Below are 21,090 nucleotides of genomic sequence, written 5' to 3' on the forward strand. Positions count from 1 at the left end.
AGGTGTCTTCGTGTGCCCGCATTTATGCAGGCAGGGGCCGGGAAACCCCGGACAGGGGCGGCGGAATCACGGCCGGGGCCGCTGGAACCCGTGCCCTTCCGACAGCGGGAAGTCCGGGCCCGGTCCTCGCACTTCATGCCGGAACGGCGCGGCCCGACCGCGCCGTTCCGGTCCGGGGTCGACCCGTACGACGGTGCCTTCCGCCCGCACGGGGGCGGTTCTCCCTTCGCGGGTGGCCGACGAACGGACCCCGTGGGCTCACCGGGGGGCGAGGAGGTCGCGGGTCAAGGCCGCGAGCCGCGCTCGTGCCGCCGTGTCGTAGGCCTGCTCGTGGGCGGGGCTGTCGGTGAACCGGTCGAAGTACCTCCCTGTCACGGTCCGCAGGGCCGGGTCGGTGATCAGCCGGACGGTCGGGCGAACGCCCTCGTCGATGCCGATTTCGGGTATGAGCCCGGACTCACGCACTCCCGGCGTGTCCATCAGGTGTGCCGGGTGCACGGCGTTGACGGTGACCTCGCTGTCCGCCAGCTCGGCGGCGAGGTCGAACGTCGACATGATCATCGCCAGTTTGCTGCGGCAGTAGGCGTCGACGCCCGTGTAGTCGCGCTCGAGCATGACGTCGTCGAAGTCGATGGGCGCCTGCCCGATCGAGGCGACGTTGACCACGCGCGCGGGAGCGGAGGCGGTCAGCAGCGGCAGCAGCTCGCGGGTCAGGAAGCAAGGCGCGAGGTGATTGACGGCGAAGCGCAGTTCGTGGGCCTGGGCACTCACCTCGCGCCTGGTGTGGTCGGTGCCGAAGCCGATGGCGGCGTTGTTGACCAGAACCTCGAGCCTCGGCTCGGTGTCGAGGATGCGGGCCGTCATGACGCGGACCTGGTCGAGGTCGGACAGGTCCGCGAGGAAGGTACGCACCGTCACGTCCGGCGCCACGGCGCGCACCGCCGCCGCGGTCTCGTCGAGCCTCCCGGGGTCACGGCCGTGCAGCAGGAGTGTCGCGCCCCTGCCGGCGAGGTCGAGTGCGACATGGCGGCCGAGCCCCTGCGTGGCACCGGTGATCAGGATCGTCTTGTCGTGCAGTGAAGCGGAGGGCGTTCGCGTGTTCATGGGTTGTGTTCTATCAAGACCTTGATAGAACTTCCAACCTTGATAACTATCTACAGCTGTATATTCGCCATCGTGGGGACGACCGCGGACGACCGCCTCGGGACGGACACCAAGCGCGCGGAGCAGGCCCTCGTGGCGGCCAGGAGCTCGGCGCCGAAGGATGCCGGCCTGACCGTCGCGCGGTACGTCGCGCTCTTCATCCTCACCGGCAGTCCAGGTGTTTCCGGCGCCGCCCTGGACCGTTCGTGCCTGGTCGCACCACAGGCCATGGCGGCCGTGCTCAAGACCCTCGAAGAGCGCGGCCCGGTGGCCGGGTCGGCGCACCCGTGGCATCGGAAGATGCTGGAGACGCACCTCACCGACACCGGCCGGCGAGCGGTCCGGCTCGCCGACGCCCAGGCCGTACGCATCGAGCGCCGCCTCGCCGAGGAGTTCACCCCGCAAGAACGCGACACCCCGAGACGGCTGCCCGCGCGATGTGTCACCGCCGTCCGAGAGGACCGAAACCCACGACCCGCCCGTCCGGCCGCCCCGGAAGGGCGGTCTCACGGTGATCGGAGCGGCTGAGGCGAGCGTCGGGAACAACCACCGCTGGAGCGCCGCCTGCCACCGCACGGGCCGCGGGGCGCGGGCTTCGGTCGCTCCGCCGACGTCGCCGGCCCGGTGTCCGGCGACGGGCACCGGGAGGTCCCCGGTTTCCGGGACGGCGGCGGACGAGTACGGCCGACCGGGCACGAACCGGTCGGCCGTACTCGTCCGGGGGCGCCCGGAAACGGGAGCGGGGAACCGCGCGCCCGGCCGCGGAACGATCCGCGGTCACGGCGCACGGTTCCCCGGCGCATCCGATGGAACCGTCAGGCTCCGCGCAGCACGGCCCCCGTGCGCTCGGCGGCCAGCGCCACCGCCGCGTCGCGGGCCGCGGAGGCCTCGTCGACGGTCAGCGTGCGGTCGGCGGCACGGAACCGCAGCGCGTAGGCGAGGGACTTCTTGTCCGCGCCGAGCTGCTCGCTCTCGTACTCGTCGAACAGCCGGATGGACTCCAGGAGTTCACCCGCGCCCTCGTGCAGGGCCGCCTCGACGTCCGTGTGCGGGACGCTCTTGTCGACGACCAGCGCGACGTCCTGCGTGGCGACCGGGAAGGTCGAGATCTTCGGGCCCTTGGGGTGGCCCGAGCTCGCCCGCTCCAGCGCGTCCAGGTCCAGCTCCATCGCGCAGGTGCGCGCGGGCAGGCCCAGCGTCTTCAGGACACCGGGGTGCAGCTCACCGGCGTGCCCGATGACCTGCTCCGCGCCGTCCACGACGACCGCGAGCTCGGCGCAGCGACCCGGGTGCCACGGCCCGTACTGGCCGGAGCGGACGAGGAGTTCGGTCCCCGCCTCCCGGGCCAGGGTGCGCGCGGCCTCGATCGCGTCGGCCCAGTCGGCCGGGCGTCCCTTGCCCCACCAGCCGGCCTGCTCGCGGGCGCCCGCGAGGACGACGGCGGCGTGCCGGGGCTGGACGGGAAGCGCGGCGGTCAGGGACGCGATCTCCTCGTCGGCGGGACGGCGGTCGACGGGCAGCCGCCCGGCGACGCGCAGTTCGTCCTGCGGGTGGAAGACCAGGCCGGTCTCGAAGAGCGCCAGGTCGTGGCTGCCGCGTCCGTCGTTGCGGCGCAGGGCCCCGAGCAGGCCCGGCAGCAGCGTCGTGCGGAGCGCGGGCTCCTCGTCGGAGAGCGGGTTGACCAGCTTGACGACCTTGCGCTTCGGGTCGTCGTCGGCGAGGCCGAACTGGTCGAAGACGTGCTCGCCGATGAACGGGTAGTTCAGCGCCTCGACGTATCCGGCGCCGGCCAGCGCGCGGCCGACCCGGCGGTGCAGCCGCTGCCGGTCGGTGAGGCCGAGGCCCGCCGGCGGCTTGGGCAGCGTGGAGGGCAGGTTCTCGTAGCCCTCGAGCCGGATGACCTCTTCCGCGAGGTCGTTCGGGTCGGTCAGGTCGGGCCGCCAGGACGGCACGGTGACGATCAGCTCGTCCTGTCCGTAGACGTCGCAGCCGACCTGCTGGAGGCGGCGGACGACGGTCTCGCGGCCGTAGGCGACACCGGCCACCTTGTCCGGGTGGTCGGCCGGGATGGTGATGGTGTGCGGCGCGGACGGCGCGATCACCTCGGTGACCCCGGCGTCGGCGGTGCCGCCGGCGAGGAGCACGAGGAGGTCCACGGTCCGCTGGGCCGCGGCCGAGGTGGCCGCGGGGTCGGCGCCGCGCTCGAAGCGCTTGGACGCCTCGGAGGCCAGCTTGTGCCGGCGGGCCGTGCGCGCGATGGAGATCGGGTCGAAGTGCGCGGCCTCGATGACGACCTCGGTGGTGGTGCCCTCGGTGTCGTCGATCTCGGTGTGGGCGCCGCCCATGACGCCCGCGAGGCCGATGGGGCCGCGGTCGTCGGTGATCACCAGGTCGCCCGCGTCCAGCGTGCGCTTGACGCCGTCGAGGGTGGTGAGCTTCTCGCCCCGCTCGGCCCGGCGCACGCCGATGGTGCCCTCGACCCGGCTGCGGTCGTAGGCGTGCAGGGGCTGGCCGAGCTCCAGCATCACGTAGTTGGGGACGTCGACGGCCAGCGAGACCGGGCGCATGCCGGCCTTCTGCAGCCGGCGGCGCAGCCAGATCGGGGACCGGGCGTCGGGGTCGAGGCCGGTCACCGTGCGCGCGGTGAAGCGGTCGCAGCCCATGGGGTCGCTGATCTGCACCGGGTGACCGAACGCGTTCGGGGCCGGTACGTCGAGCAGCGCGGGGTCGCGCAGCGGCAGGCCGTAGGCGATGGCGGCCTCGCGGGCCACACCGCGCAGCGACAGCGCGTAACCGCGGTCGGGCGTGACGGCGATGTCGAGGACCTCGTCGACGAGCTGGAGCAGCTCGATCGCGTCGGTGCCGGGCTCGACCTCCGGCGGCAGCACGATGATGCCGCCGCTGCCGTCGTCGCCCATGCCCAGCTCGTCGCCGGAGCAGATCATGCCGTGCGAGGTCTTGCCGTACGTCTTGCGCGCGGCGATCGCGAAGTCGCCGGGCAGGACGGCGCCGGGCAGGACCACGACCACCTTGTCGCCGACGGCGAAGTTGCGCGCGCCGCAGACGATCTCCTGGGGCTCACCGGTGCCGTTGGCGGTGCCGACGTCGACGGTGCAGAAGCGGATGGGCTTCTTGAACTCCGTCAGTTCCTCGATGGTGAGCACCTGGCCGACGACCAGGGGGCCCTTGAGGTCGGCGCCGAGCTGCTCGACCGTCTCGACCTCGAGTCCTGCCGAAATGAGTTTGGCCTGGACGTCGCGCCCGGTCTCCGTCGCCGGCAGGTCGACGTACTCCCGCAGCCAAGAAAGCGGGACCCGCATCAGATCTCCATCCCGAACGGCCGGGTGAACCGGACGTCACCCTCGACCATGTCTCGCATGTCTTCAACGTTGTGACGGAACATCAGCATCCGCTCGATGCCGAACCCGAAGGCGAATCCGCTGTACTTCTCCGGGTCCACGCCACAGGCGACCAGCACCCGGGGGTTGACCATGCCGCAGCCCCCGAGCTCGATCCAGCCCTCGGAGGAGCAGGTCCGGCAGGGGCGGTCGGGGTTGCCGACGGACTCGCCCTTGCAGACGTAGCAGAGCATGTCCATCTCGGCGGACGGCTCGGTGAACGGGAAGTAGTTCGGGCGCAGCCGGGTCTTCATGTCCGAGCCGAAGAGCGACTGGACCATATGGTCCATGGTGCCCTTGAGGTCGGCCATGGTCAGGCCCTCGTCGACGGCCAGCAGTTCGATCTGGTGGAAGACCGGGGTGTGCGTGGCGTCGAGCTCGTCCGTGCGGTAGACGCGGCCGGGGCACACGACGTAGACGGGCGGCTCCCGGTCGAGCAGGGCGCGGGCCTGCACCGGCGAGGTGTGGGTGCGCAGCACGACACCGGACTCGTCGCCGTGGGTGCCCTCGGGGCCCTCGACGAAGAAGGTGTCCTGCATCTGCCGGGCCGGGTGGTCGGGCGTGAAGTTGAGGGCGTCGAAGTTGAACCACTCCGCCTCGACCTCGGGGCCCTCGGCGACCTCGTACCCCATGGAGACGAAGACGTCCGCGACCCGCTCCATCATGGTGGTCAGCGGGTGCCGGGCGCCGGACGGTACGCGGTCGTACGGCAGGGTGACGTCCACCGCCTCCTCGACCAGTACGCGGGCGTCCCGCTCGGCCTCCAGTTCGCCCTGGCGGGCGGCGAGGGCCTTGTTCACGGCGCCTCGGGCCTGGCCGACGAGCTTGCCGGCCGCGGCCTTGGCCTGCGGGGGCAGTGCGCCGATCTCGCGGTTGGCGAGGGCCAGCGGGGAGGTGCCGCCGGTGTGGGCGACCTTGGCCTCCTGGAGCGCGTCGAGGTCACCGGCGGCGGCGAAGGCGGCGAGCGCCTCGTCCCGCATGCGCTCGATCTCTTCCGGTTTCAAGGCCTCGACCTCTACAGGGTCGTACGACTTATTAGGTGCCGACATCTCTTCCCGTGCTTCCGGTTGGCTGGCTGAGGGTCCCCGTCATCGACTCGGAGACGAATCGTCCGCAGATGAGTGGACGCAAAGGTGCCAAAGGCCGAGTCTATCGGGGGTGGGGGCCCGACCAGGACGGGGCGTCCCGGCGGTGTTCCCGTGCGGATGAGCCCGTGGGGGCCGCTGTGGCGCTAGAGGAGATACGCCGGGGTGCCCACGGGCAGCGTAAATCGGAACTCGGCGCCCCCGCCGGGGGCGCGGCCGACCGTGATGGTGCCGCCGTGGGCTTCGACGATGCCCTTGACGATGTAGAGCCCGAGGCCGGTGCCGCCGCGCTTGCTGCCCCGCCAGAAGCGGGTGAAGACGCGGTTCATGGACTCCTCCGGGATTCCGGTGCCCTCGTCGCTCACGGTGACCGACGTGACGGCGTTCGCCGTGCCCTCCTCGTCCGGCCGCTCGCGCGGGGACGTGGAGGGTGCCACCTCGATGGTGACGGTTCCCTCGCCGTGGCGCACCGCATTTTCGATCAGGTTGCTGAGCACCTGGTCGATCTTGTCGGGGTCGGCCCACAGGGCGGGCAGGGGCTGTTCGATGCGCAGCAGGAAGCGGTCGGCGGGCTGGCCGGAGGCGACGTACGCCTGGATGTGCCGGCCGACGGCGGCGGCGATGTCGACGGGCTGGCGGCGCACTTCGAGGCGCCCGGAGTCGATGCGGGAGATGTCGAGGAGTTCGGCGATGAGCCGGGTGACGCGGTTGGCGTCGGCGTCGACGGTCTCCAGCATCAGTTTCTTCTGGTCGTCGGTGAAGCGTTCCCACTTGGCGAGCAGGGTCGCGGTGAAGCCCTTGACGGAGGTGAGCGGGGAGCGCAGTTCGTGGGCGACCGTGGCGATCAGCTCGGCGTGGCTGCGCTCGGTGCGGCGGCGGGCCTCGGTGTCGCGCAGGCAGACGACGACCCGGCGGACCGGCCCGGTGGGGTGGGTGCGCACGTAGCGCGCGGAGACGAGGATCTCGCGGCCGCCGGGGAGCAGCAGGTTCCGCTCGGGCTGGCCGTTGCGGATGGCGAGACCGCCGTAGGGGTCGGTCAGCTGCCACCAGCGCCGGCCCTCCAGGTCCTCCAGCGGGAGGGCCGATTCGAGTCGGCGGCCCAGGGCCTCGGCGGCCGGGACCGCGGTGATCCGGGCGGCGGCGGCGTTGAAGCACACGACCCGGCCGTGTTCGTCGGCGACGACGATCCCGTCGGGCAGGTCGTCGGGGTCTATGCCGAGTCCGGTGCCGGTCGCGGCGGTGTCATCGTGCCGGGACGCGGACGCGCCGCGCGCGTCCCGCGCGCGCAGCGCGCTCTGGGCACCGCCCGTGCCGACACTCATCCCCTTACCCCACCTCTCGTCCGGCGCAGAGGGCCCCCGGGCCCGTCACCCTACTAGCTGCCGGTGACGGAGCGGCACCCTGTGGAGGCGCGCTGTGCACGGGCCGACGCGTAGAGACATACGGCCGCGGCCGTGGCCAGGTTCAGGCTCTCGGCCTTTCCGTGGATCGGAACGCGCACGACGGCATCGGCGAGCGCACGGGTCTCCTCCGGAAGCCCCCAGGCCTCGTTGCCGAAGACCCAGGCCGTGGGGCCGCCCATGGTCCCCTTGTCGAGTTCGTCGTCGAGGTCGTCCTCGCCCGCGCCGTCGGCGGCGAGGATGCGGACGCCGACGTCCTTGAGTCCGGCCACGGCCTGCTCGACGGGCACGCCGACGGCGACGGGCAGATGGAACAGGGACCCGACGGAGGCGCGCACGGCCTTGGGGTTGTAGAGGTCGACGGAGGCGTCGGTGAGAACGACGGCGTCGGCGCCGGCGGCGTCCGCGCAGCGCAGCACGGTCCCGGCGTTCCCGGGGTCGCGGACGTGCGCGAGCACGGCGACGAGCCTGGGGCGGGCGGCGAGGATCTCCTCGAAGGGCGTGTCGACGAACCGGCAGACGCCGACGATCCCCTGCGGGGTCACCGTCGTGGAGATGTCCGCGATGACCTGCTCGTCGGCGAGGTGCACCCGGGCTCCGGCGGTACGGGCCTCCGCGACGAGGTCGGCGTACCGCTCGGCGGCCTCCACGGTGGCGAACAGCTCGACGAGCGTGCCGTCTCCGTGCGCCGCCGCCTCCCGCACGGCCTGCGGTCCCTCCGCGAGGAACAGCCGCTCCTTCCCCCGGAAGTTCCGCCGGGCGAGCCGCCGCGCGGCGGAGACACGCGGCGAGCGCGGAGAGATCAGCTCGGGAGCGGCGGGGGGCATGTTCTGGTTCACCTTCGATATCTGTGCGGCCGATATCCGTGCGGCTCGCACGGCAGCGGGGGGTGGCTGCGACCTCCAGGGGCGCGGGGAACTGCGCGACCAGCACCCGACGGCCCGCACCCGAAACGACTGCCCGTGGGGTCAGCGACAAAGGACCCGCAGGTTTTCACACCTGCGGGTCCTTCAGTCACGTCGGCTAGAGCCAGCGCAGCGTCACGCGGCCTTCGGCGCGTTGACGTCCGCGGGCAGGGCCTTCTGCGCGACCTCGACGAGCGCGGCGAACGCGTTGGCGTCGTTGACGGCCAGCTCCGCGAGGATCTTGCGGTCCACCTCGACGTTGGCGGCCTTCAGACCCTGGATGAGGCGGTTGTACGTCATGCCGTTCTGGCGGGCCGCAGCGTTGATGCGCTGGATCCACAGCTGACGGAAGTCGCCCTTGCGCTTCTTGCGGTCGTTGTAGTTGTAGACCAGCGAGTGGGTGACCTGCTCCTTGGCCTTGCGGTACAGGCGCGAACGCTGACCGCGGTAGCCGGAGGCCGCCTCGAGGATCGCCCGGCGCTTCTTGTGGGCGTTGACTGCCCGCTTGACGCGTGCCACTTTTTAACTCCTTGTAGCGGGGCCGTGGTTGGACTCACACGACCCGAAATCGATGGGGTCCCGGATCAGACGTACGGCGCTGGGCGCCGGTACGTCACTTGCCGAGAAGCTTCTTGATCTTCGCGGTGTCGCCCGGGGCCATCTCGGCGGTGCCGGTGAGGCGGCGCGTCACGCGGGACGACTTGTGCTCGAGCAGGTGGCGCTTGCCGGCGCGCTCACGGAGCACCTTGCCGGAGCCGGTGATCTTGAAGCGCTTGCTGGCACCGCTGTGCGACTTGTTCTTCGGCATAGCGCCGTTCTCTCCTCGTCAGTGGCGTTCCGGTGCCCGGTCGCAGGACCGGGCACGGGTGGAACGTCATATGTATCGGTTGGCATCCCCGGGCCGGTGGCCCTGGGATCAGGCCTCGGCTGACGCCTCGGCCGGGGTCTCCGCCGACTCGGCCTCGGCGGGCGCGCTCTCGGCGACACCCTCCTCGGCGGCGTTCTGCGAGCGGCCGGGGTTGGCCTTCGCTTCCGCCTTGCGAGCCGCCTGAGCCTCACGGGCCTCGGCCATCGCCTCGGTCTTCTTCTTGTGCGGACCGAGAACCATGATCATGTTTCGGCCGTCCTGCTTCGGGTTCGACTCGATGAACCCGAGGTCCTCGACGTCCGTCGCGAGGCGCTGCAGCAGTCGGTAGCCGAGCTCCGGCCGGGACTGCTCGCGACCACGGAACATGATCGTGATCTTGACCTTGTCGCCCTGCTTGAGGAACCGGACGACGTGACCCTTCTTCGTGTCATAGTCGTGCGGGTCGATCTTCGGCCGGAGCTTCATCTCCTTGATGACCGTGTGCGCCTGGTTCTTGCGCGCCTCACGGGCCTTCATGGCCGACTCGTACTTGAACTTGCCGTAGTCCATGAGCTTGCAGACGGGCGGGCGGGCGTTCGCCGCCACCTCGACGAGGTCGAGGTCGTACTCCTGAGCAAGCTCAAGGGCCTTGGCAAGCGGAACAATCCCGACCTGCTCGCCGCTGGGACCGACAAGTCGCACTTCGGGAACGCGAATCCGGTCGTTGATGCGGGGCTCGGCGCTGATGGATCCTCCTCGGTAGCACCACACGGCGGTCTGGCGGACAGCCGCGTATGTCTCTGATGACACTTCGACCAACCACCGCAGGGCACGAAAAAATGCCCCGGACGGGACACAGGCGGGGCTCCATGACAACCGGAGCACCGCCGCGGTCAACCGCGGGGCGCGCAATCGGGCGACTCCATCGTCCGTACGGAACGATGGCGGCCGCCTGACCGGATGACCCGCCGCCCGGAAGGCGGTCAGGTGGGAGATCGGAGCCTCCACTTGTGGGCCGGGCACATACATGTCCGGCCGGTCGTTACACAAGGTTAGCAGTTCCGCCGGGTACGCGCTAACCGGCGGCTTCCTCCCCGCCGCCCACCGGACGGGGAGGCTCCCCTCCCCCACCGGGCGGAAGGCTCCCGTGGACGGGGGCGCGCGCGCCGGGGCCTATCGTGTGGGGCATGAGTGACACCCCTCCCCAGAACCCCGACTTCGACACCATGACCCGCGACATCGCCGAGGTCCCCGCGGTCGAGGTCATCGTGACGGTCGCCGTCAACCTGATGAGCGCCGCAGCCGTGAAGCTCGGTCTCACCGAGGAGGGCGACGAGCACAAGGACCTGGACGAGGCGCGCAAGCTGGTCACCGCGCTCGCCGGGCTGCTCGACGCGAGCGCGACCGAGATCAGCTCCTTCCACGCGGCGCCGCTGCGCGACGGCCTCAAGTCCCTCCAGCTGGCCTTCCGCGAGGCGTCCCTGGTCCCGGACGAGCCGGGCCAGGGCCCCGGCGAGAAGTACACGGGCCCCGTCTACGGCTGACCCGTGTCCGTGCGGCGTACGGACACGGACCCTCCCGTGCGCCTATCCGCGTACGTACAGGGGCTCGCCCGGAGGCGTCGCCCCGGCCGGCAGCAGTGCCAGGTCGAGGCCGCGCACCAGGCGGGCCCTCAGTGTTTCGTCGGCCGCGAGCCGCTCGGCCACCGCGCGGGCGGTCTCGGCGGGCGCGGCCGACGGGTCGAGCACGAGCGCGAGGGTGCCGTCCGCCGGTCCCGGGCCGAGATGGGCGCGGGCCACCCGGGGCTCGGCGGCGACCGCGGCCCGTACCGCCTCGACCACGGCGGGGTCGGCGAGCGGATCGGTGGTCGTGCGTCCCTCGGCGAGCGCCAGCAGGGCGGAACCGGTCAGCTCGTAGGACACGGGTCCGGCCATGTCCACCACGATCGTGTCGGCCTTCTCGTGCGCCGCAGCCTCCAGGACCTGGTTCAGGCGTACGGCCACGGGGCGGGCCTCGGGGTCCCAGCGGGCCAGCGAGTCCGTGGACGTGAAGGCGGGCAGGGCCGTGCGGCCGCCGGCCTTGAGCGTGGGCACCGCCATGTCGCTGGTCTTCTCACGGCGCAGCCCGTTCTCGTCCTCCTCGACCTCGCCGAGGATCGCCACGACGGGCACGAGCAGCCGGGCGCCCCTGAGCGCCTCCAGGACCAGCGGTACGGCGCCCCGGTCCGCGGACCAGTCCGCGAGAGCGGCGCTCAGCCGGGGGTCCGCGGAGCCGTCGTCGTCGGAGAAGCCTGAGTCGGGAATGTTCTTGTTCGCCACGGTCCCCGACCCTATCGGGGGGATCCTGCTGCGCTTGTGCGGCCCCCGTGACCCGCGGGCAACGGGATTCATGAGTTTCTCAGCCTTCCCTGACACGCCTCTAACACGCGCCTAACCGCGGGCACAGCCCGGCCGTCCAGCATCGCCGGATGGACCGTCACAGAGCACGCGGGCGTCGCGCCCGGCCCTCCCGACGCAAGCCGCTCCTGTCCGCCGCGGTGGCGTCCGTCGTCCTCGTCGGCGCCACGGCGGCCGGGACGGTGTACATGAAGGCACAGGCGCACGACGGCCCGTCCGCCGTATCGTCGGCGGCGCCGGCACCGTCCTCCGCGTCGCCGGCCGGGAGCGAGGAGGCATCGGTGGAACCCGTGGCGGAACCCTCCGTGGACCGGGACGCGCTGCTCGCGAAGGCGCTGGGGTCGGTGACGCCGGAGACCGGCGCGAAGACGTCGGTCGCCGTCCTCGACGTCGACTCCGGCGAGAGCGCCGCCCACGGTGACGCGGCCTTCGACACCGCGAGCATCGTCAAGGTGAACATCCTGGCCGCGCTGCTGCTCCAGGCGCAGGACGCGGACCGGCATCTCACCGCGCAGGAGAAGGCGTACGCCACCAGGATGATCGAGAACAGCGACAACGCGTCGGCGACCGCGCTGTGGGCGGCGATCGGCCGGGCCGACGGTCTGGACTCCGCGAACGAGCGCTTCGGCCTGACGGCCACCCAGGGCGGCGACGGCGAGCTGTGGGGGCTGACCCAGACCACCGCGAGCGACCAACTGACCTTGCTCCGGCAGGTGTTCGGGGAGGACTCCGAGCTGAGCGCGGCCTCGCGGTCCTATCTCCAGGGACTCATGGGCGAGATCGAGACCGACCAGCGGTGGGGGGTGTCGGCGGCCGCCGACGGTTCTCGATGGGCGCTGAAGAACGGCTGGTTGGCACGGAGCACGACCGGGCTGTGGGACGTCAACAGCATCGGGAGGATCTCCGCAGGCGGCCACGACTACCTGGTGGCGGCGCTGTCGAACGGGAATTCCACCCAGGCGAAGGGCATTTCGCTGGTGGAAGCGGTGTCGAAGGCCGCGGTGTCCGCGTTCCAGGACACGACCGAGGACTGAGGGCTCCGGCCGGAAGGGCGAGGCCGGGACTCCGGGACCGACGGGCCCGGCGCGCCGGGGAGCACCGGGTGCTCCCCGAACTGCGTTCGCGGCTAAGGCCGTTCGAACGGAGCGTTCCTGCGGACGCGCCACAGGAACGCCGCCGCTCCCAGCAGGGCCAGGCCCAGGCCTCCCGCGAGGGGGGCGGCCCAGCCGGCCGAACCGCTGTCGTCGTCGGGGGCGTCGGGGCCGGTGCCGAAGTACTTGCGGCCGTACTCGGCCGGCTCGAGTCCCTCCGGCTTCAGCCGGCCGGCCGCCTCGATGGCGGCGGCGGGGTCGACGAAGCCGAAGCCGCGGGAGTCGTCGCGGCCCCCGGAGGGAGCGTTGCGGGCGGTGTCCTCCAGCAGCTGCTTGATCTGCGCCGGGGACAGCCCCGGGTGGGCGGCCTTGACGAGCGCGACCGCGCCGGAGACGAACGCGGACGCCGCGCTGGTGCCCCAGCCCTCGTAGTACCGGTCGTCCGGGTCGGCGATGACCACGTCGACGCCCGGGGCGCTGACGGTGGCGTACCAGCGGCGGGTGGAGAAGGAGGCGTGGGTTCCGTAGCGGTCGACTGCGGCCGCCGCGATCACGCCGGGGTAGGCGGCGGGGTACGAGATGTGGTCGCCCTTCTCGCCTCCGTTTCCGGCCGAGGCGACGACGGCGACCCCCTTGCTCAGCGCGTACTGGACGGCCTCGTCCTCGGCGGGCTCGGGGTGCGCGGACCTGGAGTCGTCGCCGAGGGAGAGGTTGATGACGTCGGCGCCGTGGTCGGTGGCCCAGCGGATGCCGTCCGCGAGCGCGTTGCCCCGGGTGTTGCGGGCCTTGGAGCGGGCCGGGTCCTTGTCCTCGAGGATGACGCGGACGGGCAGGATCTTCGCCTCCGGGGCGATTCCCATGACGCCGTCGGCGTCGCCCGGCCCGTGGCCGTGCCCGGCGATGATGCCCGCCATGGCGGTGCCGTGCCGGGCCCAGGTCCGGTCGCCGCGGCTCGCGCCGAAACCCACCAGGTCCTTCTCCGCGAGCACGTTGCCCTTGAGGTCCGGGTGCAGGGCGTCGACGCCGGTGTCGAGGACGGCGACGGTGATGCCCTTGCCCTTGGTCGTGCGCCACGCCTGCTGCGTGTGCATCGCGTCGAGACCCCACTGCTGGGCGCGTATGCCGTCGGCGTGCGCGACGGTCGAGGGCACCAGCGCGAGGGACGCCGCGAGGGCGGCGGCGAGAGCGCCGGACCTGCGGGAGAGCCTGGGTGCGCGGGCCCGCCGGACGCGGTCGGCGGGAGCCGGCGTTCCGGCGGCACCGGGCCCGCGGCTCTGCTCGGTACGGCCGCCGGGGCCGTCGTCGCGGTTCATGACGGCTTCTCCGTGGTCGAGGTGACGGTCTTGCGAAGGCCCCGCTCGACCCGGTCCGCGAGGCCCTTCGCCTCGTGGCCGAGGCCCGCCTGGGCCGCGGCCGTGGTCGAGTCCGGCTTCATCGCGTCGGCGGCGGGCTGCGGGCCGGCGACGGTGCGGCCGTCCGCGAACCCCGAGACCGCGTACACGACGGCGGGGGCGTCCGTGAGGACCGACAGGGTCCAGGAGGCACGCTGGTTCTTGCCGAAGCCCTCGGCGTCGGTGCCCTTGGCCGCGTAGGGAAGGGGCAGCAGGTCGGTGCGCCGGTCCAGGCCCTCCTTGCGGAAGCGGGCCTTCAAGGAGGTCATGCCCGCGGCGTCCGCCTTGGTGAACAGCAGGCCGACGGTGGTGACATGGCTGCGGGTCGCGTCCACGTAGGTGGCACGCAGCAGGCGCAGACAGCCGACGGGGGCGAGGGCCTGGCGCAGCAGCGGGTCGAAGGCGTCCTTGCAGCCGGTGTCGGGGGCGACGGCGATCCGCGTCCAGGTGCGGTCGGAACCGCCGGGGCCCGCGCCGTCGCCGCGCACGGTCGGCGGGAAGAGCCGGTCCACGGGCACGCCGTGCCAGAGCTCTCCGGCCGCCGTGAAGGCGCCGGGCGAACCGGGTCCGTCCGCGTCGTCACCGGTGAGCCAACTCCCGGTCACCGCGCCGCCGATGAGCCCGAGTCCGAGAACGACACAGGTCGCGGCGGTCACGGCCAGGGGCCGGGCCCGTCCGCGGAACGGACGCGGCCGCACGGTGCCTCCGCCGTACGTCCCGGGTTCCGCGAACGGCACGAAGGGGCGCTCCGCGCCAGGGGGCGCGCCTTCGGGCACCGCCGTGGACGGGGACGGAACGAACGGGTGCGTGGCCGCGGACGGCCGGTCGTCCCGTCCGGACCATGTCTCCCGTGCCGCCTCCGTGACCCGCTCCCCGGGAACGGGGGCCTGCCCCGCCGCCGCGGCCCGCCCGGGCACCGCGGGATCGGACGGACGCGGGGGCTCGGAGGGCTGTGAGGGCACGGAGGGGTGCGGGGTGCCGGACGGACGGTGAGGTCCGGACGGGCCTGAGGACTCGCCGGGCCGCGGGGCTCCGAAGCCGCGGGACGGGCCGAAGGACGGTGCGGGCTCGGACGGCTGCGCCGTCCCGGAGGGGTGCGAGGTCCCGGAAGCGGGTGCCGGGCCGAACGACCGCGGGGGTTCGGCCGGCGGCGCGGACCCGGCGGGGCGCGGGGGCCCGGACGGGCGCTGCGGCGCGGCGGGATGCGACAGCCTGGCGGGGCGGGGCGCGGGACGCTGTGTCCCGCCGGGGCGTGAGGGCCCCGCCGGGTGCGGCGCCCCGTCGGGACGTGCGGGCCCGGCGGACGCGGGCGGCGTGTCCGGGAAGCGTGCGGAGGCCGCCGGGGGCGGCGGGACCGGCGGACCCGTCCGGCCCTCGGGGCGCGGGGGGAGGTGGTGCCGGTCCTCCGGCCGCGACGCGGATCCGGGGCCTCGCGGAGCGGTGTCCGGCGCGGAACGCCGCGCGGTCGCCGAGGGTGGGGCCGGGCGCTCCGACGGGGACGGCGCGGAACCGTACGCGGCGGCTTCCGGGGCCGGGCGCGGTGCGCCGGACGGTGGCGGACCGGTCGGGACGGACCGGGGGGCGTCCGGTCCCGGCGTGCCGTTCGGGGCGGACGGTCGTACGTCGGATCCCGGCGTGCCGTTCGGGGCGGACCGCAGCTCGTCGGACCCCGGCGCACCGGACGAGGCCGGCCGTCGCACGTCGGTCTCCGGCGCACCGGGCGGGGTGGACCACGGCCTGCCGGGCGACACGGACTCCGGCGCGGCGGGTGAGGCGGCCCCCGGGGCAGCAGGTGAGGCGGACCTCGGCGCACGGGCCCCGGCCGGTCCCGGCGCACCGGCCGCACCGGTCGACGCGGACGCCGGTCCGCCGGACGAGACGGTCCCGGAGGTACCGGAGGCGGTCCCGGACTCACCGGTCGTGGCGGCCCTCGGCCGGACGAGCGAGACGGTCCTCGGCGCACCGGTCGCGGTGGATTCCGGCGCGCCGGACGCGGTGGCACCCGGCCTGCCGGACGGGGCGGGCCCCGGGGCATCGGACGGGGCGGACGCGGGTGCGCCGGACGAGTCCGGTCCCGGCTCGGGCGACGGGCCCGCCCCCGGGGCGTTCGCGGTACCGGGCGCCGCGCCGGCGTCCGTGGAGGTGTCGGAGAAGTCGAAGGCCCGCGGTGGCTCGGGCACCCGCGGAGCGTGTCCGGGCCCCGGCCCGAAAGCCGACACCACGAACGGATCCGGCGCGAAAGCCTCGTCGGAGGGGCGGAAACCGCCTCCGGCCGTGGAGCGTCCGCCCGGCACGCCGGACCGGTCCGGCGCCGACGGCGGCCGGACGGGCTGGGGCGGTACCGGCGGGACCGTGCCACGGGGCGGGCCCGCGGGGCGCGGCGGAACCGACGGAGCGCGGTCGGACGCGGCCTGCCCGGGTCCGGAAGGGAACGCGGTCCGCCCTGCCCCGGAGGGGGACCCCGGCACGAGCGGCGCGGGGTCCTCGGCGGACCAGTCCTCCCCGCCCGACAGGTCCGGTCCGGGCGGACGGACCGGCTCCGGCGGAACCGGAGGACGGCCTGGAGCCGACGGGTTCACGGGGGGCTGCGGGGTCCGAGCGGCCGCGGCGGGCGGGACGTCGGGGCGCCGGGGATTCGAGGCACGCCGCGCTTCCGTACTCATGCACCCCCCGTTTCCTCGTACCGGGCTGTCGGACGCCCCGGAGCTCGGCGAGCCGTTTCGTGTGCGCGAGAGGTCCACCACGGGCACGCATACCCGCGCCGGTGGACCGTCACCCCGGGCAGGACCCGCCGAGGCGAGGTCGTCCCTCCCTGCGTCCACGTCACTCTACGGGTTGACGCACGTCGGGCGGGAACCAGTACGAGGCCCCGGGGCATCTGCCCGGAACATCCCCCTACCCTGCGGTAATGGAGTCTGGCAGTCTTCGCTCATGACTGCCCGTGCCGCCGACAGGGCCCGCTACGACCGGGCCACCGCTCATCTCGACGCCCCCGTCGCCATCGTGGACCTGGAGGCCTTCGACGCGAACGCGGACGACCTGGTCCGCCGGGCCGGCGGGAAGCCGATCCGCGTCGCCAGCAAGTCCGTCCGCTGCCGTGCCCTGCTGGAACGGGTCCTGGAGCGGGACGGCTTCGCGGGGATCATGTCGTTCACCCTCGCCGAGTCGCTGTGGCTGGCCCGGTCCGGTTTCGACGACGTCCTGCTCGCCTATCCGTCGGCCGACCGCAAGGGCTACGCCGAGCTGGCCTCCGACCCCAAGCTCGCCGCCGCGGTGACCGTCATGATCGACGACCCGGCGCAGCTGCGTCTCATCGACGAGGCGCGCGAGGGCGGCAAGGAGGTCGTCCGGGTCTGTCTGGAACTCGACACCTCGCTCAGGCTGTTCGGCGGCCGGGTCCGGGTCGGGGCGCTGCGTTCGCCGCTGCACTCCCCCGCCCAGGTCGCGGACCTGGCCCGTGCGGTCAAGCGCGCGCCCGGGTTCAAGCTGGTGGGGATCATGGCGTACGAGGGTCACATCGCGGGCGTCGGTGACGCGGTCTCGGGGCGTCCGCTGCGCTCGCGGGCGGTGCGGCTCATGCAGGCGACCGCCCGCAAGGAGCTCGCCGAGCGGCGCGCGGAGGCCGTCCGGGCGGTACGGGCCGTGGAGCCGGACCTCGAGTTCGTCAACGGCGGCGGCACCGGCAGCGTCCAGCACACGGCCGCCGAGGACGCGGTCACCGAGATCGCTGCCGGGTCGGGGCTCTACGTGCCGAGGCTCTTCGACAACTACACGTCCTTCAGCGGACGTCCGGCCGCGCTGTTCGCCCAGCCCGTGGTGCGCCGGCCGGGTGTGGGTGTGGTGACCGTGCTGGGCGGCGGATATCCCGCCTCCGGGGCCGCGGGCGCAGACCGGCTGCCCGTCCCGTATCTGCCGGAGGGGCTGTCCTACGACCCCCAGGAGGGTCCCGGCGAGGTGCAGACCCCGCTGCTCGGCTCCCCCGCGGACGATCTGCTCATCGGCGACAAGGTGTGGTTCCGGCACGCGAAGGCCGGTGAGCTGTGCGAGCGGTTCGACACACTGCACCTCGTGGAGGGCGACACGGTCACGGCCTCCGTCCCGACCTACCGCGGAGAGGGCCACACCTTCCTCTGACCCGCGGGGTCAGGACCTTCCGCCGGGAGGGCGGGCGCCCGTCCGTACCCGGCCGTCCGGCCCGGGGACACCCGTCCCCGGGCCGGACGGCCGTCGTTCACTCGGACGGGCCGATGCTGCTGCCCACCCCGCCGCCCGCGTCCTTCCCGCCCACCGAGCGGATGCCCGCGGTGATCCTGTCCATGTCGGACAGCGGCGGTGCGTCGGCGCCGGCGTCGATGGCGAACCGGACGATGACCAGGGACTGCGAGCCCACGCTGGACTGGAAGGCCAGCGACTCGACCCAACCCCCGGGCCCCACACCGGTCCTGACCTTCCAGCGCACGAGATATCCGGCGCGTCCGGCGACGGCGACCGAGCCGGACTTCACCACCTGGTGGGAGGTGATGCCGCGGAAGGGACGGCTGCCGACGAGGTCGTGGCCGTAGGCGCTGTCGGCGGCGTCCTCGATGTCCCCCTCGGCGAGGGCCTTCGGGGAGGTCTCGTCGGTGGCCGTGACGGTGAGCGAGTCGACCCGGCCGTGCCGGCACAGACCGGGGTCGCCCGGGCAGTCGTAGGTGCGCGGGGTCGACAGCACCATGTCGTGGTCGGTGGCGTACTGCGGTTTCGCCCAGCCGTCGAGGACCGGGAAGGTGATGCCGTTCAGCTCGTCCACGACGACGGACGGATCACCGGCCGAGGGCGAGGGGGCGGACGGTGACGGCGAGGGCCCGTCGGTCCGGCCGGGAGAGGCGGTCGCGGGCGTGGTCCGTGCCACGCTCTCGTCGTCGCCGTCCTGGCTCAGCAGCACGGCGCCCGTGACGATCGCGGCCACGAGGACGACGGCGGCCGTCACGAGGGCGACGGCCTTGGCCCGGCCGGAGCCGGAGCCGTCGGCCGACGGGGTCTGTATCAGGGGTTGTTGGGGCGCTTCGGGCTGACGCCGGTGGTCGGTCCACGCGGTCCCGTCCCACCAGCGCTCGACGAGCGGGTACGACGGGTCGCGGTACCAGCCGGGTGGGGGCGTCATGCTCATCCCGGCACTCTAGTGCCGCCGCCGGCGGCGGGACGTGCCGGGACGAGCGGTCCCCGGGGGCCGCGGGCGGGGGTGGCGGGAAGCCGCCTCCCACCCGGTCCGTACCCGCGGCCGGGCTACAGCGGTGTGACGTACGCGCCCGAGATGCCCCCGTCCACCAGGAAGTCGGTGGCGTTCACGAACGAGGAGTCGTCGCTGGCGAGGAACGCGACGGCCGCCGCGATCTCGTCCGCCTCGGCGAACCGTCCGACCGGGATGTGCACGAGCCGGCGCGCGGCCCGCTCGGGGTCCTTGGCGAACAGCTCCTGGAGCAGCGGGGTGTTGACCGGGCCCGGGCAGAGCGCGTTGACCCGGATGCCCTCCCGGGCGAACTGGACACCGAGTTCGCGGGACATGGCCAGGACCCCGCCCTTGGAGGCCGTGTACGAGATCTGGGAGGTCGCCGCGCCCATCCGGGCCACGAAGGAGGCGGTGTTGACGATGGAGCCCCGGCCCTGGCGGCGCATGTAGGGGATGGCGGCCTTGCAGCACAGGTAGACGGAGGTGAGGTTGACCTCCTGGACGCGCTTCCATGCCTCCAGGCCGGTGTCCAGGATGGAGTCGTCGTCGGGCGGTGAGATGCCCGCGTTGTTGAAGGCGATGTCGACCGAGCCGTAGGTGTCGTACGCCGTCCTGAACAGGTTCTCGACCTGGTCGGGGTCGGTCACGTCGACCTTGACGAAGGTTCCGCCGACCTCGGCGGCCACGGCCTTCCCGTGCTGCTCGTCGATGTCGCCGCAGACGACGTTCGCCCCCTCGGAGGCGAGCCGGCGCGCGGTGGCGAGGCCGATGCCGCTGGCGGCGCCGGTGATGACGGCGGTGCGGCCCACCAGGCGGCGGCAGACGGTCTCGGGGGTGTCTGAAGTCACTGTGCGGGACCCTCCGTGCTGATGAAGACGTTCTTGGTCTCGGTGAAGGCGGTGAGGGCGTCCGGGCCGAGTTCGCGGCCGATCCCCGACTGCTTGAAGCCGCCGAAGGGGGTCCAGTAGCGGACGCTGGAGTGGGAGTTGACGGACAGGTTGCCGGCGCGGACGGCCCCGGAGACGCGCAGGGCGCGGCCGACGTCGCGGGTCCAGACGGAGCCGGACAGGCCGTAGTCGGTGGCGTTGGCGAGCCGGACGGCGTCGGCCTCGTCCTCGAAGGGCAGCACGACGGCGACGGGGCCGAAGACCTCCTCGACGGCCACGCGCGCGCCGGGGCCGACGCCGGTGAGGACGGTGGGCTCGAACCAGAAGCCGGGGCCTTCGGGGGCCTTGCCCCGGATGCCGGGCGCGTCGGCGTCGACGTAGGACCGGACGCGTTCCAGCTGGGCCGCGGAGATCAGCGGGCCCATCTGGGTCCGCTCGTCGGAGGGGTCGCCGACGACGACGGACTCGACGGCCGGGGCGAGGAGTTCGAGGAAGCGGTCGTGGACGGAGCGCTGGACGAGGATGCGGGTGCGGGCGCAGCAGTCCTGGCCGGAGTTGTCGAGGAAGGACATGGGGGCGGAGGCGGCGGCGGCCTCGACGTCGGCGTCGGCAAAGACGATGTTGGGGCTCTTGCCGCCGAGTTCGAGGGTGACGCGCTTGAGGAGGGCGGAGCCTTTCGCCAGCACCTGCTTGCCGACGGCCGTGGACCCGGTGAAGACGATCTTCGCGACGCCGGGGTGGGTGACGAGCGCGTCGCCCGCGACGGGACCCGCGCCGGGCAGCACCTGGAAGAGGTGCTCGGGCAGGCCCGCTTCCAGGGCGAGTTCGGCCAGCCGCAGCGCCGTGAGCGGGGTCGTCTCGGCCGGTTTGAGGACGACGGCGTTGCCCGCGGCGAGGGCGGGCGCGGTGCCCCAGGCGGCGATGGGCATCGGGAAGTTCCAGGGCGCGATGACGCCGACGACGCCGAGCGGTTCGAGGAGGGTGATGTCGAGGCCGCCCGCGACCGGGATCTGACGCCCTGTCAGTCGTTCCACTCCCCCGGCCGCGTAGTCGAGCAGATCGCGCACGTTGCCCGCCTCCCAGCGGGCGTTGCCGAGGGTGTGGCCGGCCTCGCGGACCTCCAGGCGGGCCAGTTCCTCGATGCGGCCGTCGACCTCGGCCGCGAAGCGGCGCAGCAGCCTGGCCCGGTCGGCGGGAGCGAGGGCGGCCCAGCGGACCTGGGCCCGGCCGGCCCGTACGACGGCGTCGTCCACGTCCTGGGCGGTGGCGGCGGGGACGGTGGCGACGACCTCCTCGGTGGCGGGGTTGAGCACCCGGAGCTCGGACTCGTTCGACACG

At 73.3% G+C, this 21,090-nt stretch carries 18 protein-coding genes; 4 read left to right on the forward strand and 14 right to left on the reverse strand.

Going from position 1 to position 21,090, the window contains the following annotated elements; all coding sequences use genetic code 11:
• Positions 1-258: 258 nt before the first annotated feature.
• Complete coding sequence (locus CW362_RS03795) at positions 259-1,104, reverse strand: SDR family NAD(P)-dependent oxidoreductase (RefSeq protein WP_103547888.1); 846 nt, start codon at positions 1,102-1,104, stop codon at positions 259-261.
• 21 nt (positions 1,105-1,125) lie between these two features.
• Here CW362_RS03795 and CW362_RS03800 point away from each other — a divergent pair, with 21 nt between their 5' ends.
• Positions 1,126-1,671 carry a MarR family winged helix-turn-helix transcriptional regulator gene (locus CW362_RS03800; RefSeq protein ID WP_240657633.1) on the forward strand — a complete coding sequence of 182 codons (546 nt, stop codon included), beginning with the start codon at positions 1,126-1,128 and terminating at the stop codon, positions 1,669-1,671.
• A gap of 287 nt (positions 1,672-1,958) precedes the next feature.
• Here the strand turns inward: CW362_RS03800 and pheT are convergent, their stop codons facing one another.
• The 7 genes from pheT to infC all read right to left on the reverse strand — a co-directional run bounded on the left by pheT (position 1,959) and on the right by infC (position 9,549).
• Positions 1,959-4,463 carry a phenylalanine--tRNA ligase subunit beta gene (pheT, locus tag CW362_RS03805; RefSeq protein WP_103547890.1) on the reverse strand — a complete coding sequence of 835 codons (2,505 nt, stop codon included), beginning with the start codon at positions 4,461-4,463 and terminating at the stop codon, positions 1,959-1,961.
• Entirely contained in the window at positions 4,463-5,590 is a 1,128-nt protein-coding gene (gene pheS / locus CW362_RS03810) for a phenylalanine--tRNA ligase subunit alpha (RefSeq protein WP_103547891.1), read from the reverse strand. Before pheS ends, pheT begins: the two co-directional genes overlap by 1 nt.
• A 182-nt stretch (positions 5,591-5,772) precedes the next feature.
• On the reverse strand, positions 5,773-6,948 hold the full coding sequence (locus CW362_RS03815; protein ID WP_103547892.1) for a sensor histidine kinase: 1,176 nt from the start codon (positions 6,946-6,948) through the stop codon (positions 5,773-5,775).
• A gap of 53 nt (positions 6,949-7,001) precedes the next feature.
• The gene (locus tag CW362_RS03820) at positions 7,002-7,853 is read right to left on the reverse strand and encodes a TrmH family RNA methyltransferase (RefSeq protein ID WP_103547942.1); all 852 of its coding nucleotides are present in this window, start codon (positions 7,851-7,853) and stop codon (positions 7,002-7,004) included.
• Positions 7,854-8,066: 213 nt separating this feature from the next.
• On the reverse strand, positions 8,067-8,450 hold the full coding sequence (rplT, locus tag CW362_RS03825) for a 50S ribosomal protein L20 (protein WP_103547893.1): 384 nt from the start codon (positions 8,448-8,450) through the stop codon (positions 8,067-8,069).
• Between the two features lie 94 nt (positions 8,451-8,544).
• Positions 8,545-8,739: a 50S ribosomal protein L35 gene (gene rpmI, locus CW362_RS03830; protein WP_055528302.1), complete on the reverse strand. Its 195-nt coding sequence runs from the start codon at positions 8,737-8,739 to the stop codon at positions 8,545-8,547.
• Positions 8,740-8,847: 108 nt separating this feature from the next.
• Positions 8,848-9,549: a translation initiation factor IF-3 gene (gene infC / locus CW362_RS03835; RefSeq protein ID WP_103547894.1), complete on the reverse strand. Its 702-nt coding sequence runs from the start codon at positions 9,547-9,549 to the stop codon at positions 8,848-8,850.
• 416 nt (positions 9,550-9,965) lie between these two features.
• Here infC and CW362_RS03845 point away from each other — a divergent pair, with 416 nt between their 5' ends.
• Entirely contained in the window at positions 9,966-10,322 is a 357-nt protein-coding gene (locus CW362_RS03845; RefSeq protein ID WP_037628367.1) for a DUF1844 domain-containing protein, read from the forward strand.
• 42 nt (positions 10,323-10,364) lie between these two features.
• Here the strand turns inward: CW362_RS03845 and CW362_RS03850 are convergent, their stop codons facing one another.
• Entirely contained in the window at positions 10,365-11,096 is a 732-nt protein-coding gene (locus CW362_RS03850; protein WP_103547895.1) for an SseB family protein, read from the reverse strand.
• Between the two features lie 149 nt (positions 11,097-11,245).
• Here CW362_RS03850 and CW362_RS03855 point away from each other — a divergent pair, with 149 nt between their 5' ends.
• Positions 11,246-12,208 (forward strand): serine hydrolase, encoded by a 963-nt coding sequence (locus tag CW362_RS03855; protein WP_103547896.1) that lies wholly within the window; start codon positions 11,246-11,248, stop codon positions 12,206-12,208.
• A 92-nt stretch (positions 12,209-12,300) separates the two neighbouring features.
• Here the strand turns inward: CW362_RS03855 and mycP are convergent, their stop codons facing one another.
• Together mycP and CW362_RS03865 are read right to left on the reverse strand one after the other, a co-directional pair.
• Positions 12,301-13,578: a type VII secretion-associated serine protease mycosin gene (mycP, locus tag CW362_RS03860; protein ID WP_103547897.1), complete on the reverse strand. Its 1,278-nt coding sequence runs from the start codon at positions 13,576-13,578 to the stop codon at positions 12,301-12,303.
• Positions 13,575-14,393: a hypothetical protein gene (locus CW362_RS03865; RefSeq protein WP_240657634.1), complete on the reverse strand. Its 819-nt coding sequence runs from the start codon at positions 14,391-14,393 to the stop codon at positions 13,575-13,577. The genes mycP and CW362_RS03865 overlap by 4 nt, the downstream gene beginning before the upstream one ends.
• Before the next feature lie 2,194 nt (positions 14,394-16,587).
• Here CW362_RS03865 and CW362_RS03870 point away from each other — a divergent pair.
• Complete coding sequence (locus CW362_RS03870) at positions 16,588-17,790, forward strand: amino acid deaminase/aldolase (protein WP_103547944.1); 1,203 nt, start codon at positions 16,588-16,590, stop codon at positions 17,788-17,790.
• Between the two features lie 97 nt (positions 17,791-17,887).
• Here CW362_RS03870 and CW362_RS03875 read toward each other — a convergent pair whose 3' ends face one another.
• From CW362_RS03875 to CW362_RS03885, 3 genes are all read right to left on the reverse strand, one after another.
• The gene (locus CW362_RS03875) at positions 17,888-18,805 is read right to left on the reverse strand and encodes a DUF2510 domain-containing protein (protein WP_103547898.1); all 918 of its coding nucleotides are present in this window, start codon (positions 18,803-18,805) and stop codon (positions 17,888-17,890) included.
• Positions 18,806-18,921: 116 nt separating this feature from the next.
• Entirely contained in the window at positions 18,922-19,713 is a 792-nt protein-coding gene (locus CW362_RS03880; protein ID WP_103547899.1) for a 3-oxoacyl-ACP reductase, read from the reverse strand.
• On the reverse strand, positions 19,710-21,089 hold the full coding sequence (locus CW362_RS03885) for an aldehyde dehydrogenase family protein (protein WP_103547900.1): 1,380 nt from the start codon (positions 21,087-21,089) through the stop codon (positions 19,710-19,712). Before CW362_RS03885 ends, CW362_RS03880 begins: the two co-directional genes overlap by 4 nt.
• Position 21,090: the final 1 nt, after the last annotated feature.

This window comes from Streptomyces populi (assembly GCF_002911015.1).
In the GTDB taxonomy this organism is placed as follows: Bacteria; Actinomycetota; Actinomycetes; order Streptomycetales; family Streptomycetaceae; genus Streptomyces; species Streptomyces populi.

Bases quoted from the DNA above. Each gene is read 5' to 3' on its own strand.
- CW362_RS03795 (WP_103547888.1), bottom strand. From the start codon at position 1,104: ATGAACACGCGAACGCCCTCCGCTTCACTGCACGACAAGACGATCCTG.
- pheT (WP_103547890.1), bottom strand. From the start codon at position 4,463: ATGCGGGTCCCGCTTTCTTGGCTGCGGGAGTACGTCGACCTGCCGGCG.
- pheS (WP_103547891.1), bottom strand. From the start codon at position 5,590: ATGTCGGCACCTAATAAGTCGTACGACCCTGTAGAGGTCGAGGCCTTG.
- CW362_RS03815 (WP_103547892.1), bottom strand. From the start codon at position 6,948: ATGAGTGTCGGCACGGGCGGTGCCCAGAGCGCGCTGCGCGCGCGGGAC.
- CW362_RS03820 (WP_103547942.1), bottom strand. From the start codon at position 7,853: ATGCCCCCCGCCGCTCCCGAGCTGATCTCTCCGCGCTCGCCGCGTGTC.
- rpmI (WP_055528302.1), bottom strand. From the start codon at position 8,739: ATGCCGAAGAACAAGTCGCACAGCGGTGCCAGCAAGCGCTTCAAGATC.
- CW362_RS03845 (WP_037628367.1), top strand. From the start codon at position 9,966: ATGAGTGACACCCCTCCCCAGAACCCCGACTTCGACACCATGACCCGC.
- CW362_RS03855 (WP_103547896.1), top strand. From the start codon at position 11,246: ATGGACCGTCACAGAGCACGCGGGCGTCGCGCCCGGCCCTCCCGACGC.
- mycP (WP_103547897.1), bottom strand. From the start codon at position 13,578: ATGAACCGCGACGACGGCCCCGGCGGCCGTACCGAGCAGAGCCGCGGG.
- CW362_RS03870 (WP_103547944.1), top strand. From the start codon at position 16,588: ATGACTGCCCGTGCCGCCGACAGGGCCCGCTACGACCGGGCCACCGCT.
- CW362_RS03875 (WP_103547898.1), bottom strand. From the start codon at position 18,805: ATGAGCATGACGCCCCCACCCGGCTGGTACCGCGACCCGTCGTACCCG.